The 14,123-nt window shown below is 51.8% G+C and carries 12 protein-coding genes; 7 read left to right on the top strand and 5 right to left on the bottom strand.

Annotated elements, in window-relative coordinates; all coding sequences use genetic code 11:
• Window positions 1–79: 79 nt before the first annotated feature.
• The gene (locus G8770_RS00865) at window positions 80–916 is read right to left on the bottom strand and encodes a type IV pili methyl-accepting chemotaxis transducer N-terminal domain-containing protein (protein WP_208021967.1); all 837 of its coding nucleotides are present in this window, start codon (window positions 914–916) and stop codon (window positions 80–82) included.
• Between the two features lie 485 nt (window positions 917–1,401).
• Here G8770_RS00865 and G8770_RS00860 point away from each other — a divergent pair, with 485 nt between their 5' ends.
• The 5 genes from G8770_RS00860 to G8770_RS00840 all read left to right on the top strand — a co-directional run bounded on the left by G8770_RS00860 (window position 1,402) and on the right by G8770_RS00840 (window position 7,723).
• The gene (locus tag G8770_RS00860; protein ID WP_167180776.1) at window positions 1,402–2,223 is read left to right on the top strand and encodes a hypothetical protein; all 822 of its coding nucleotides are present in this window, start codon (window positions 1,402–1,404) and stop codon (window positions 2,221–2,223) included.
• A gap of 983 nt (window positions 2,224–3,206) precedes the next feature.
• Window positions 3,207–4,526, top strand: a complete 1,320-nt coding sequence (locus G8770_RS00855) for a CmpA/NrtA family ABC transporter substrate-binding protein (RefSeq protein WP_279537074.1) — start codon at window positions 3,207–3,209, stop codon at window positions 4,524–4,526.
• Window positions 4,527–4,629: 103 nt separating this feature from the next.
• Window positions 4,630–5,559 carry an ABC transporter permease gene (locus G8770_RS00850; RefSeq protein WP_243760224.1) on the top strand — a complete coding sequence of 310 codons (930 nt, stop codon included), beginning with the start codon at window positions 4,630–4,632 and terminating at the stop codon, window positions 5,557–5,559.
• A 48-nt stretch (window positions 5,560–5,607) separates the two neighbouring features.
• Complete coding sequence (locus G8770_RS00845) at window positions 5,608–6,447, top strand: ABC transporter ATP-binding protein (protein WP_167180770.1); 840 nt, start codon at window positions 5,608–5,610, stop codon at window positions 6,445–6,447.
• A gap of 97 nt (window positions 6,448–6,544) precedes the next feature.
• Window positions 6,545–7,723: an alginate export family protein gene (locus tag G8770_RS00840; protein ID WP_167180768.1), complete on the top strand. Its 1,179-nt coding sequence runs from the start codon at window positions 6,545–6,547 to the stop codon at window positions 7,721–7,723.
• A 189-nt stretch (window positions 7,724–7,912) separates the two neighbouring features.
• Here the strand turns inward: G8770_RS00840 and G8770_RS00835 are convergent, their stop codons facing one another.
• Window positions 7,913–8,818 (bottom strand): kinase, encoded by a 906-nt coding sequence (locus tag G8770_RS00835; RefSeq protein WP_243760210.1) that lies wholly within the window; start codon window positions 8,816–8,818, stop codon window positions 7,913–7,915.
• Window positions 8,819–9,106: 288 nt separating this feature from the next.
• On the opposite strand from G8770_RS00835, the gene nhaC reads away from it, so the two are divergent.
• Complete coding sequence (nhaC, locus tag G8770_RS00830) at window positions 9,107–10,594, top strand: Na+/H+ antiporter NhaC (RefSeq protein ID WP_167180766.1); 1,488 nt, start codon at window positions 9,107–9,109, stop codon at window positions 10,592–10,594.
• Between the two features lie 63 nt (window positions 10,595–10,657).
• Here nhaC and G8770_RS00825 read toward each other — a convergent pair whose 3' ends face one another.
• Window positions 10,658–11,530 (bottom strand): LysR family transcriptional regulator, encoded by an 873-nt coding sequence (locus G8770_RS00825; protein ID WP_167180764.1) that lies wholly within the window; start codon window positions 11,528–11,530, stop codon window positions 10,658–10,660.
• A gap of 133 nt (window positions 11,531–11,663) precedes the next feature.
• Here G8770_RS00825 and G8770_RS00820 point away from each other — a divergent pair, with 133 nt between their 5' ends.
• Window positions 11,664–12,020 (top strand): MaoP family protein, encoded by a 357-nt coding sequence (locus G8770_RS00820; RefSeq protein ID WP_167180762.1) that lies wholly within the window; start codon window positions 11,664–11,666, stop codon window positions 12,018–12,020.
• A 191-nt stretch (window positions 12,021–12,211) separates the two neighbouring features.
• On the opposite strand, the gene G8770_RS00815 is transcribed toward G8770_RS00820, so the two are convergent.
• Together G8770_RS00815 and G8770_RS00810 are read right to left on the bottom strand one after the other, a co-directional pair.
• A complete protein-coding gene (locus tag G8770_RS00815; RefSeq protein ID WP_167180760.1) occupies window positions 12,212–12,790 on the bottom strand; it encodes a response regulator transcription factor in 579 nt (192 codons plus the stop codon).
• Window positions 12,787–14,109, bottom strand: coding sequence for a sensor histidine kinase (locus tag G8770_RS00810; RefSeq protein ID WP_167180758.1), 1,323 nt, complete (start codon window positions 14,107–14,109; stop codon window positions 12,787–12,789). The genes G8770_RS00815 and G8770_RS00810 overlap by 4 nt, the downstream gene beginning before the upstream one ends.
• Between the last annotated feature and the right edge of the window lie 14 nt (window positions 14,110–14,123).

Raw genomic sequence — 14,123 nt, 5'->3', positions numbered from 1 at the left:
TTGGCGTGCGCCTTTGGCGTTAGCTTATGGCGTGCACGCTGTACCAGCCAGTGGTGGCTGACACAGCGCATAATGGTTGTCAGTCGGTAAGCAGTGCGGCGTATTGGCCGGTCACCACATTCATGCCTTGCAGCATGGCGTCAGTGGTGCCTGTGACAACGTGAATCAAACGCTGCTCCGACAGGCTCATGGCACCGTCAAATCCTTTTGAGGCGTACTTGAATTGCCCTTTTACTTTACTGAGCTGGGTGTTGATGTCTGGAGTGTTGAGTTCGCTTTCGGACAGGTATGACAAGACGTTTTCATACTCGGCCAGGTCTTCATAAAGCAGTTCAGTGGCTTTGGCGTCCTGAACACCCCACCGCAAGGCTAAAAAGTTTTTGGCAATCCGCTGTGAGAGCATACGCTGTCGTCCGGACAGGTTGATGATTTCCCCTTTGCTGGTCCCCGAGAGTTTTTCCAATTGTGAAACGTACAGGTGGGCTTGGTTGAGGATGATGTTGCTCTGTTCAAAAAGGATTTCGGCGCTGCCCTTGTAAGCCGGGCTTAACGCTAATTCTTTGTAGGGACGCCAGAGGGCTTCGACGGTTAAAATTTGTGATTTAATGGGGGCTGCCGGTGCGTAATTTTTCAGGTTCTCCAGGTTGCGTTCAAATTCATTGATGGCTCGTTGCAACTGGGTTTCGCCTCGCTGCGAGTCGGGTTTTAAGCCTTTTAGAAAGTAGGATTGCGCAATGCGCTGCGACAGCATCCGTTGTCGTCCCGCAATGTTAATGGCCTCGCCCATGGAGTGAATTTCTGCGCTGCTGAAGGGGCTGGCAACGGTGAAGAGTGAGGTGGTCAGCAGCGTGATGATTGTTAATGCCCGGCTTGTGCCGGTGGTCAATACTTTGAGCGGACTCTTTCTGAACAGCATGCATTTCTCCTTTTAGCTGTTTTGTTTGCCAGTCGACCTGGCTTGTGTTTCGTTTGGGCTTTCACGTGGTTGACTTATTTTTATATTTTACGTTTAGCAATAAGTTGGCCAACTTATTATTTTGGGGTTGGGGCGTTAACTTGGTGCACGCCTAAGCCGCGAGGATCGTATTGGGGCGATGCGATGAAAGGGAGGTCTGCACGGACACATTTTGCCGGCCCCTCTGGCTGATCGGGGCGCTGCCGGGCCTTGGTGTCCTGGTCATGGAGAGCGGTTTATTCGGGAAAAGTACGATTCCAGGGAGGCGACAGAAATGGCCTGGGTGAGTTCCCGCGGGGCAGGCTGTCCGCTGCGTTGCAGGTGGGTGAACACAGGAATATTTTGAAGATACTTGAGTAAATGGAATAATAATTGCTGTTTAAGGTTTTGGTTGTGGGGTCTGCGGACAATGCCTCAGCCCACTGCTGAGCAAAAGGGTGGTATCTATGAATAGTGTGGCGAGTTCCTTTGGTGCATTGATTGTTGGGGTCATGGTGTTGGCATTCGTGGTGTCAGGCATTTCTATTGCCAAACGCCACCGTCGCAAAGAACGTCAAATCCGGGGTCTCAAGTGGCTTTCCAGTTTACGATCTCTGTTGAGTCACGTTCAGCAACACCGCGGATTGTGCAGTGGGTATCTTAATGGCGAATCCAGCTTGATTCTGGATATCGAGAGATTGCAGCGCGAGGTCAGTCGCGACTTGATGGAGATCGCCACCATTGATCTGGATATTGAGGACAACCCGCGCTGGAAGGGCATTACTCAGCACTGGGCCCGTTTGGCGGGGAATTTTCAAACGTTAAAGATTGAGAGCTGCTTGTCGCAGCACAACCATCTGATTAAAAATGTTCTGTACCTGATTGATGACCTGGCTCAGGAGAGTGATCTGTATTTACTCAAGGACAACAAGAGTAAACCCCTGCACGTGTATTGGCGTGACCTCTTGTCTGCGGCCGAATACATCGGTCAAGCCCGGGCTATAGGAACCGGTGTTTCGGCAGCCTCTTATTGCGACAGTGTTTCCAAGATACGCCTGAATCATTTGTGCCAGAAAATTGAGACAAATACCGGTCGTCTCTGGAAGGAAAGCGGTGATTCGGAAAAACAGATTACATCGGTCAGGAGGCTCATTGATTGCATTAATAATGAATTGTTGCAGGATGTGCCGAGTATTGAGCCGGGCGAGTTTTTCTCCCTGGCGACAACGGCTATAGACAGCTTGCTGGAGCAATTCGATCAGTTGGTTAAAGAGCAGCGCTGGCAGTAAACGGCTGAGGTTTGCTTGATGGCCGGCCTGCCGCGCCAGGTGAGGGTGTCGGGTAAGCTGCTCTTGGTCTGCCGGCTGTCAGTGTGTCGGGCGTAAACCGTTTGTCTCCTCTAAATTGTAACATTCGCGGCTATCTTCAACCCCTCTGAACCTTTTCGGCCGGTCTGACCTTGCGGCTATTATCCATCGGCATCGCTTTTAGATCTTGTTCTGCGGGCAGGCCGTCCCGGTTGGCAGTTACTGGCCGACTTTCTTCTTCCTTTTTGGGGTGTTTCACCCTGCGCCTAAGTCTGTTTGTCCATTCGATTGTTCGTTTCTTCATCGGTTCCTGGCCGCTCTGACGGGGTCATGGCCTCTTCGTGGTGGGCTTGTGTCTGACGCGACACGTCAGTTTTTTTGGGTTTTCCCGATTGCCGCTCTGATCGAAGAGGCTAAAAACGGTCATTGGTGATAAGTAATGGTGCAATTAGGCGCTCCCTGAGTGCTGTTTTTGGGTGAGATCAATCTTTTTGCTTCGAGAGCTAAATGCCATTGCGGATCTCTTTTCAATATTTGTGTCTTTAAGTGGTGCACAAACGGTTAAAAATGGCGGTTTTTTAGGTTTTTCTTGATTAAATTTATTGTTGGCACACTCCCTGCATTATCTCTGTTGAAATCAAAACAACGTGTGCGGGTTATTTTGGAGCACACTGAATAAATTTCAGCATCCTCAGCCGTCAACGGAGATGGCGGGGATGTTTGAGACGCGAACACAGCGGTTACAGATACAGCGGAAGTCAAGCAACGGGGCTTAACTTCTACGGGCAAAGGCGCTCATCACACCATGACTGATTCTGTCAGCAATGGGGTGATGGGCGTTTTTTTTTACAGTTTGAAAACATTGAAAAGATTTTAACCATAAAGAGGAAGCACCTATGAAGTGGCTAACACCATTCAAGAGCGCCGTAAAAGCAAGTGTGTTTACAACCGTAGTCAGTGTATCCATGGGGGTGTCGCTGGTTAACGCTGAAGAGCTGGGTTATCCGGAAAAAGAGGAGCTGACGTTTGGCTTCATTAAGCTGACGGACATGGCGCCGATTGCGATTGCGTATGAAAAAGGCTATTTCGAAGACGAAGGCTTGTACGTCACCATCGAAGCTCAGGCGAACTGGAAAGTTCTGCTTGATGGTGTGATTGATGGGCGCCTGGATGGTGCTCACATGCTGGCGGGTCAGCCTATTGCGGCCACCATGGGGTATGGCACCAAGGCTGACATTATTACGCCTTTTTCGATGGATCTGAACGGTAATGGTATTACCGTTTCCAATGAAATCTGGGAGCAGATGAAACCCAACATTCCCAAAATGGACGACGGTCGACCCGTGCATCCGATCAAGGCTGATGCGTTAAAGCCCGTGGTTGAGAAGTACAAACAAGAAGGTAAGCCGTTTAACATGGGTATGGTCTTCCCGGTATCCACTCATAACTATGAGTTGCGCTATTGGTTGGCAGCAGGCGGTATTCACCCAGGTTTTTACGCCCCGGAAAAAGGTGATACCTCTGGTCAGATCAATGCGGATGCCCTGTTGTCCGTTACCCCACCACCACAAATGCCTTCTACGTTAGAAGCCGGCACTATCTATGGTTACTGCGTGGGTGAACCATGGAATCAGCAAGCCGTCTTTAAAGGTATTGGTGTTCCAGTGGTCACGGATTACGAAATCTGGAAAGACAATCCGGAAAAAGTTTTCGGTATCACCAAAGAGTTCTCCGAAAAATACCCGAACACCACTATCCGTTTAACCCGTGCTCTCATTCGCGCCGCCAAGTGGCTGGATGAAAACAATAATGGCAATCGTCCAGAAGCTGTGAAAATTCTGTCACAACCCAATTATGTAGGCGCGGATTACGACGTGATTGCCAACAGCATGACTGGCACTTTTGAGTATGAAAAAGGTGACAAGCGCGAAGTGCCTGATTTCAACGTGTTCTTCCGTTACAACGCGACCTATCCCTATTATTCCGATGCGATCTGGTACCTGACACAAATGCGTCGCTGGGGACAGATTTCAACGGATCAAAGCGATGAATGGTACAAAGAGCTGGCTGCCAAGGTTTACCGTCCCGACATTTATGAAGCCGCAGCGAAATCTTTGATCGAAGAAGGTTTGATTTCTGCCAGCGAGTTTCCGGACTTCGCTACTGAAGATGGCTTCCGTGGTCCTCAGAAACACTTCATTGATAACATTGTGTATGACGGCTCCAAGCCAAACGAGTACATCAACAAGTTTGCTATTGGTCTGAAAACCGGCGACAAGCTCTAAGAGTCAATTTTAAATAGGTAACGAGGAACAGATCATGACAACCATTACGACGTTATTCAGTAAAATTAACGACAGTCAGCTTGGCTCTGATCGTGTTAAAAGCATGGCGAGTGAGCTGGCCAGAATCATCGTTTTCCCTCTATTGGGTGTTCTGGTGTTTTTGTTGTTGTGGTCTGTTGCGGCGCAAAATATTAATACTTCTTTAGGGAAATTCCCGGGGCCTGCCGCTGTGGTTGAGCAATTTGGCAGCCTCTATGACGAGCATGTCAGGGAACGAGAAAAAGCTGACGCTTTTTACGAACGCCAGGAAAAGCGCAATGCAGCGCGAGTTGCCAAGGATCCTGATTATGTGTCTAAAGTTCGTGACTATACCGGTAAAGAAACTTTTCTGGATCAAATCGTCACCAGTCTGGTAACTGTTATCAGCGGCTTTCTGCTTGCGGCCATCATCGCAATTCCTCTGGGGATTGCCGTGGGTCTGAGTCGGCCGTTGAACTCTGCGGTTAACCCGATTGTGCAGATCTTTAAGCCGGTCTCGCCGCTGGCGTGGTTACCTCTGGTGACCATGGTGGTGAGTGCGGTTTACGACACCCCGGATCCAGCGGTGCCAAAGTCTTTTCTGAATTCCATGATTACCGTGACGCTCTGTTGCCTGTGGCCAATGGTCATCAATACATCGGTGGGTGTTGCTTCCATTGACAGTGATTTGGTCAACGTCAGTAAAGTCTTGCGCCTGCCGCCATTGACTCATGTTCGTAAAATTGTCCTGCCCGCCTCGATTCCCATGATTTTTACCGGTATGCGTCTGTCATTCGGTGTGGCCTGGATGGTGCTGATCGCAGCTGAGATGCTGGCTCAAAACCCGGGGTTGGGTAAATTTGTATGGGATGAATTTCAGAACGGAAGCTCTGACTCTTTGAGTCGAATTATGGCGGCTGTTCTTGTTATCGGTTTTATTGGCTTTTTATTGGATCGGGGCATGCTGCAGATACAGCGCTATGTGTCCTGGGATAAAGCCAGTGCGGATCGATAAACAGACGCTTACTGAAATCAAACAGTCAGAATTTTTAGGAGAATAGCAATGAGCATCTTATTGGATATCAGCCACATCGACATGGAGTTTCCAACCCCTAAAGGGCCATTCAAGGCATTAAGCGATGTCAGTTTGAAAATCGAAAAAGGCGAGTTCGTGTCCCTGATCGGGCATTCCGGATGTGGTAAATCTACCGTGCTCAATGTGGTGGCGGGACTGTATCAGGCCTCCAAAGGCGGCGTGGTTTTAAACGGCAAGGAGGTAAACGCTCCCGGCCCTGAGCGTGCCGTCGTTTTCCAGAACCACTCTTTGCTGCCCTGGTTGACGGCCTATGAAAACGTGGAGCTGGCGGTCAATCAGGTGTTCGGAAAGAGTAAATCCAAAGCTGAGAAAAAAGAGTGGATTGAACACAACCTGGAATTGGTGCACATGGATCACGCCATCAACAAACGTCCCGATGAGATTTCAGGGGGAATGAAGCAGCGTGTGGGTATCGCCCGTGCCCTGGCGATGCAGCCGGAAGTTCTGCTGATGGATGAGCCCTTTGGTGCACTTGATGCCCTGACCCGTGCGCACATGCAGGATTCCCTGATGGAAATTCAGGCCGAACTGAATAACACCGTCATCATGATTACTCACGATGTGGACGAAGCCGTACTGTTGTCTGATCGTATTGTGATGATGACCAATGGTCCATCAGCGACCGTCGGTGAGATTTTGGATATCAATTTAGAGCGTCCACGTGATCGCTTGTCTTTGGCTGAGGATCCGGTGTACATCCACTTGCGCTCCGAGGTGCTGAAGTTCCTTTACGAAAAGCAGAGGAAAATTGAGCCAATCAGCCGAAAAAAAATTCCGCCCACGAATAACAAATCTGCGGTTGCGTAAGCGATCCGGGTTGATCAAGCATTAAGTGTTAAACAGTAACGTAAATTTTTTTCAACAAAAAAAGCTCAGGCAAAAAATTAAAACTTAGGAGATAACCATGAGAGTATTCAAAAATAGTGTATTGTCTACTGTGATCGCAGCTGCGTGTGGTGTGGCCATGCCCAGCCTGGCAGCGGAAACCATAAACGAAGCCTTGTCTGAAGGTGATGTGTCACTGAATTTTCGCCTGCGGGGTGAGCAGGTGGATGTGGATGGCGCTGATAAAGTTGACCTGACGTCTCTAAAAACCCGGTTAACCTATAAGTCGGGTGCGTACAAAGGGTTCGGTGGTTTGATCGAAATGGACGATGTGACCCATGTAACCGATTTTGAAGGCGGAGTTGGCGATCCTGAGGGGACCGAAGTGAACCAGGCGTATGTGTCCTACGCCGTTGGTGACACCACCATGAAGTATGGTCGCCAGCGCATCCTGTTGGACAATCAGCGCTTTGTGGGTGGGGTGGGTTTCCGCCAGAACGAGCAAACTTATGATGGCTTTACGGTCAGCAACAAATCCTTGCCCGATACCGATGTGTTCCTGGCCTACGTATATAACGTCAATCGAATTTTTGGCGAAGATGATCCTCGCGGTGACAATGAAAATGATACCTACCTGCTCAATGCCAAATATTCCGGTTTTTCAGTGGGCAGCATTACTGGGTACGCGTACCTGATTGATAACGAAGACGTTGCCTCTTTTTCTACCGATACTTATGGCCTGCGTTTTGCGGGTAAAACTGGCGATTTCGGATACGCGCTGGAGTACGCCACGCAATCGGATGCAGCGAATAACCCCGCCAGCTACGATGCTGACTACGTTCTGGCCGAAGGCTCTTACAAAGTTGGTGCTGTCACCCTGGCGGCGGGTTATGAGCTGATGGGTGCTGATGGTACCGATGGCCAGTTCATCACTCCGTTAGCCACCTTACATAAATTCCAGGGTTGGAATGATAAATTCCTGGGCGGTGGTTCCGGTAACATCGTCGGTGGTATCGAAGATCTGTACGCCTCGGCGACCACGGTACTCGGTGGGGTGAAATTGTCGTTGGTGTACCACACTCTGGAATCCGATGATTCATCGGCATCCGGTATGGATTCTCTGGGTTCCGAGGTGGGCTTCGTGGTCGCGAAAAAATTTGGCCCATTGGGGTTGAGCCTCAAGTATTCGGATTATTCGGCTGACGATTTTGGTGCCGATACCGATAAAGTTTGGTTGACGGCTGAAGCTTCTTTCTGATCCTCGTTCAATAAGTGGTAGTTGCCAGACACTGATCCGTCAGTGTCTGGTTTTTTGTGCGGTTTTGTTTATGATATTGTGCTTTGCGCAACCAGGAATTTTATGGAAGGTTCGTAGCGCAGGGCTAGAGACAGCGGATGAGTGACCACTGAACCGACGGATCTTGCCTCTCAACTGGCGGAGCTGGCTTTATGACAGCGCAATGGGCTGTTGAAAGCTGGTGATGCGCCGCTGCGAATCCAGAACCATGAGAAAATTGACCTTGTCCGGCAGGCGTTTCAGCGTGTTTTCGGTAATGCGCTGATAGTGCTGAATGAAACGCAGGATGTCACTCTCCGACATGATGCCGCTGCCACTGGTTTTTTGCTTGAGCTTTTCTTCCTGCTCCAGACGCCAGCGATAGACGCAATCAAACGAGGGCGCTTGCAGCATGATGCGGGCATCCAGCTTGTTGAACAATTCTTTATAGCCCAACTGCAATTGCGCATTGACGTAATGACGCCAATTGCCCTCGGGATCTTCCAGGGCTTCAAGTTCGTTAATTGGATCCATCAACCCGTTCATGGGTTCTGCTTCTGCACCGACACACCAGCCTTCAAGAATAATGATGTCTAATGGACTCTGCTGCCGATCCCAATCTTCTTTGGCAGCCCGGTCGTCCTGTGATTTATCAAAGCGAGGGATCGCCACCAAGCCCGAGTCCTGCGTCAGTGCCTCGAGGGTTTCCAGAGCGAGGCTGACGTCGTGGGTGCCGGGTACGCCGCGTGTGCGCAACAGGGGGTGAACTTCGGTGGCCAGTGTTTCGCGTTCAGCCTTGGTGAGGTAAAAATCATCAATCGAGATGGCCACGGCCTTAAGCTGGTACTCGCCGGCCAAAATCATCACCATGGCATCCGACAGCGTCGTTTTGCCGGAGCCCTGACAGCCATTCACGCCAACAATCAAGGGGCGGACTTCCTGCGCGTGTTGTTGCGCTAACGCCTGTGCCATGGGGCGGACGTAATTATCGATGGTTTCCGCATAACTGTCGGGCAGTTGATGGTGATTTAAAAAGTCTTGCAGGGTTGGCGGGGGCATAAGAGTCGACTGGTGCATACAAAACGTGTCCCTGATTGGGGGTTCCAGATGGCTGTCCATGGGTGATCGTCTTAACCAATCGTCGTGTGGTGACAAGGCTCAATCACCTGAACATTGGCGATTCAGGGCACCTTCGATACTGGCAGTAGTGCTCAGCGGTGCCTTCAGGCGTCCCTCATTCAGGGTCGCCACTTATGAGTATACTGAACCTTGATGGCTTGAACACGGCTACTGTTTATTTTTACTGTTTTTTTTATTTCAAAACACGTACTTTAGTTACACGTTATAAGCACATTGGTGGTGATTTTGGACTCTGATCATAAAAAGAACGACTTCGAGGCGGAGCTGGACATAGTCTTGCACGATAGGCCGAAAATTCCGTTGCTGGCAGCCTGCATCCCTCTGGTGTTTATGGTGGCCATGTTGAGCTTGAATGTGTTTATTTTCGGAGATGACGCAGTCAGTGGTTCCAATCAGGTTATCCTGATGCTCAGTGCCGCGGTGGCGTCGATTGTCGCCTTTTTTTATCACACCTCCTGGAAGGAAATCGAAGAGGGCATCTGTACCAGTTTGAAAATAGCCATACCGGCCATGCTGATTCTGTTGATGGTGGGGGCTTTGTCGGGTACCTGGCTGCTCTCCGGTGTCATCCCAACCATGATTTACTATGGGTTGCACATTCTCAATGCCAGCTGGTTTCTGGCTTCAGCGGTGGTGATCAGCGCCATTGTGGCCATTTTTACCGGCAGCTCCTGGACTACCTCTGCGACCATTGGTATTGCCTTGATGGGGATCGGGCAGGTGATGGGGATCGCCCCCGGCATGGTGGCCGGAGCGATCATTTCTGGCGCGTATTTTGGCGATAAAATGTCCCCCTTATCCGATACCACCAATTTAGCGGCGGCGTCGACGGGCACTGAATTGTTTACCCACATTCGCTATATGATGATTACCACCATGCCCTCGATTGTCATTGCCCTGACGCTGTTTGCGCTTTTGGGGTTTGGCGCACAAGAGCCGGAGGCTTTGGCCTCCGACGAGATTGCGATTGTGCTGCGTGAAAATATTCACATCAGCCCGTGGCTGCTTTTAGTCCCGGCACTGGTGCTGGTGATGATTCTGAAAAAAGTCCCGGCGCTGCCAGCGCTGTTTGCCGGCGTGGTGGCGGGGGCCCTATTCGCGCTCATTTTTCAGCCAGACCTGGTGAAAAGTATCGGGGTTGCAGAAGGCGGAACTGAAGAGTTTGCGGTCTATCGAGGGGTAATGAAGGCCTGTTTTGGCGATATTGCCATTGTCACCAACAATGAGTTGCTGGATGGGTTGCTGACATCCGGGGGGATCTCTGGAATGCTGGGCACCATTTGGCTGATCATGTCCGCCATGACGTTTGGCGGCGCGATGGAGGCTTCCGGTTTCCTGCAACGCATTACCCAGGCATTGATCAGCAAAGCCCGTTCGGTGACCGGCTTGATCGCCACCACCGCCGGTACCTGTTTGTTCAGTAATGCCACTACATCCGATCAATATCTGGCCATTGTGATTCCGGGGCGGATGTTCGCCAATGCCTACAAGGAACGGGGCCTGGCCTCACAAAATCTCAGCCGAACTCTGGAAGACACCGGAACGGTCACTTCGGTGCTGGTGCCCTGGAATACCTGCGGGGCGTATCACGCCACGGTATTGGGGGTGGCCACTCTCAGTTACGCACCCTTTGCGCTATTTTGCCTGATCAGCCCATTTATGACCCTGGTGATGGCGGCCACGGGCTACCGCCAGGTGAAACTGACCTCGTAAGATGTCAGTGTTTCTGCTTGCCTCGACGCGCTTTCTTCCACCGCTACAGACCTTAACCCGACGTTACCGGGGGGTATGGCTGGTCGGTTTCAGGTCGGCTTTTTGCAACAGATCCACAATGGGGCGCAGAGACTCGGCGCGTCGACTGCCGCTGTTGTAGACGGCGTAAACATCACGGCTGAGGCTGTGGATTTCTGGCATCATAAACAGGCGTTCTTCTTGCAGATACGGGGTCACCAGCGCCTTGGGTAAAAACGCCGAGCCGCCGTGGCTCAATAAAAACTCCAGAGCGATGTGGCTTTGGCCAGTGTGCAGGATAGGGGCTACAGGCCGGGGGAACAGGCGGGCGTGTTGTAAATTGAAGGCGGTTCCCCAGTCGACAAAGATGTGACCGATGTTCTCCATATCCTCAATGCGGGCCTGGGGAGTATTGGCCACACAGACCAATTCAATATGGCCGATTTTGATCGTTTCCACTTCGACCACCTTGGGCGGATCCAGCACCACAATCATATCCAGGCGACCGCCCAGCAGGGCTCGGGTCAATTCCTGTGGGCTGCTGATGTCGGTGCGTATGTGCAACCCCTCTACCTGTTGAGCCAGCTTCGGCAGGATGGCCTGGAGAAAGGTATCCCACAGGTTGGAGGTGGCCCCCAGTGCCAGTTGTATATCCTGGCCGCTAGAAACGGCCACGTCCTGCAAGGCCAGTTGCCAGGAGGCGAGGATATTTTCGGCGTGGGGGAGAAGGCGGTCACCGGAAGGGGTGAGCAGTATGTTATTGCGTTCCCGGGTGAACAGCGGCACGCCGATAATTTCTTCCAATTGCCGTATTCTGAAGCTCACCGCAGACTGGGTCAGGCAAAGGTTTTCAGCGGCTTGGCCAAAATGTCGGGTTTTGGAGACTTCCAGAAACGTGCGAAGTAATTCAGTGTTCATAGGGGGTTCACTCTGGTCAGGCCCTTCAATCAATAATGTTGATCGGAACAACAAAAAAAAGTCATTGTACAGCCTAAAGTTGGCTAAAGATAATCGCGGAAATGGGATTCAATCAGTATTTTGAGTGGTTATTATGGCGACGCAATTTCAAGACTTTGATCAAAAAGGACGCAAGTTCTGGGGCACAGATCACTTCCCTTACGGTTTTGCCAGAAGCGGAGAGTTCACCCGTGAGCAGGTGCAGTTGTTGGAGAATCACGGCTACGCCTATCTGGCCCTTGCCAGTGGCGAGCGAACTCCGGTAACCCCCGAGGAGCAGGAGTTTGTGAAGTATTGCCTGGGGGAAAAAGAGCCGCAAAGTCGTCACGAAAAAGTCTGGGCTATCTTTCAGAAAAAATCTTCCCGGAACGTGGTGTTCGTGTCTTTGGGGGCCAGCTCCAACGATGATGATGGCGTCAGTTCTGAACCTTTCGACGTGGAAGAGTTCTAGCCGACGGTTGACGTTCTATCGCGTTGCCCTGTGGCGTGAAACGCAGGCTCGCGGTGGTCGCCTCGGATACGAAAACCCTCCGCTCACCAGAGCCACTGGCGTCGCGGTCTTTAGGATTGCAGCAAGCCCATAAGACAGCTCGTGTGCTTGTAGCCTTGCGTACTTCTCAATGGCCAGAGAATGGCTGGAGGCTATTGTCGCACCGGTCGCTTTTGCAATTTGCGCTGCAAAGTTCGGCGATGCATGTTCAAGGCGCGTGCAGTGGCGGAAATATTGCCGTCGTGTTCGGCCAGCACTTTCTGAATGTGTTCCCACTCCAGCCGGTTGACTGACGGCGGGGTTGCCTGAATTTCCGTGTCTTCCTGACCTGCTCGGTGGCCAAAAGCCCGTTCTATCTCATCGGCGTCTGCGGGCTTGCACAAGTAATGGGTGGCGCCTAGCTTGATGGCTTCTACGGCGGTATTGATGCTCGAATAGCCCGTGAGCATAACAATCTCCAGTTCGGGCAGCAGCTGTTTGAGCCGGCTGATCAACGGCAGCCCGGACTCGTGGGCAATTTTTAAATCCAGTACACAGCGATCAGGCTTGTGCAGCTCACACACAGAGAGCGCGGCGTCACTGCAATTGGCTTCAAACACCCGATAGCCGCGCCGCTTAAATGCCCTGGCCAATACTCGGGTTAAGGCGGCATCATCATCCACCACCAGCATCACCGGGCCTTCTGGCGTCGCTGTTGAGGGTTCTGTGGGTGAGACAGCAGTGCCTGTCATGACTGAGACTCCTGGCCGCCGGGGTGCAACGGCAATGTCAGAGTGGTCAAGGTGCCTTGTTGAGGGTGTCCGGCTATGGTGACTTCACCGCCATAGCGTTTAATAGCGGCACGGGTTAAAAAGAGCCCCAGACCGCGTCCTTGGCCCTTATGTGTCACAAAAGCCTTGCCCAAATCCTGAGCCAGCTCAGGCTCGATGCCGGGTCCTTTATCGTGGATCTGGAGCGTCAATTTTTCTCGCGTCCAGTGGACATCCACCGCAATGCCTTTGGGGTTGGCGTCAGCTGCGTTGTTCAGCAGGTTACTGATGGAATGTGCCACCGTGGGTTGCCAGCGTACCTGCACCTGCGGTGCGAGGTCATCCCAGTGAACCCGGGCTTCCACCTCGGGTCGTAGCAGCATCCAGTTATCAATGATTTTACTGCATTGCTGGCGCAGGTCGTTCAGCGGCAGGATGCCGTCTTTGAGCTCACCGGCTTGCCGGTTCAATTGCTGCAGGGTGGTTGTGCAGTGTGACACCTGATTTTGCAACAGCTCCAGGTCGTTCTTCAATTCCAGCCCCTGATCGGTGCCCGGTCTGGGGGCCTGGACATACTCGGATTGCATCTCATGCAACAGCGCCTTGATGGTGGTTAAGGGGGTGCCCAGGTCGTGTGCGGTGCCTGCGGCCAGCGTGGCCAGTGCCATGAGCTGGTCATCGCGCAAGCGGTCTTCCTTCAGTTCTGCCAGCGCGGCATCCTGCCGTCGCAATGACGTTGCCATCGCCAAGACAAAATAACTGATCAGCAAGGCACTGAAGAGAAAATTAATCCACATGCCGATGGTGTGAATACTGATATTGCTGAACCCCCGGGGGGAGCCGTGGGAGTGGTGGGGCGCAATGTCCGGCAGCGGGATTTTAAAAAAGATCAGGCTGCTGTACAGCAACAGGGAGATGAGCACCAGCGGCCAGGTAAAGTGGCGGGGCAGCGTGGCAGCGGCGATGCACAGCGGCACTAAATAATAAGAGACAAAGGGGTTGTCGGCACCACCGGCAAAGAACAGCAGCAAGCTCACGGCAACAACATCAATCAGTAATTGAGTGAAAAAGGCGAGCTCGGAGGTGCGCTGAGAGGCGTGAAGCTGAACCAGGGAGGCGATGGAAACCACCGTCATAGCGGTCAATACCCACAAAATTGAACGGTAGGCGAGGGGGAGCTGCAGTTGCCAGAAACAATAGCCCAGGGTGGCGCAGACCATCAGCAGAAACAACCCGCGAATCATTAACAGGCGACGCAGGTTGGCTTCCGGTGCTGAGGCGGTAAATTTAAAACTGTTCATGGGCGTATCTTAAG

The sequence above is a fragment of the Pseudomaricurvus hydrocarbonicus genome, from assembly GCF_011602365.1.
Classification (GTDB): domain Bacteria; phylum Pseudomonadota; class Gammaproteobacteria; order Pseudomonadales; family Cellvibrionaceae; genus Pseudomaricurvus; species Pseudomaricurvus hydrocarbonicus.
Note: the sequence above shows the minus strand (reverse complement) of the source record. Positions and strands in the feature narration are given on the sequence as shown.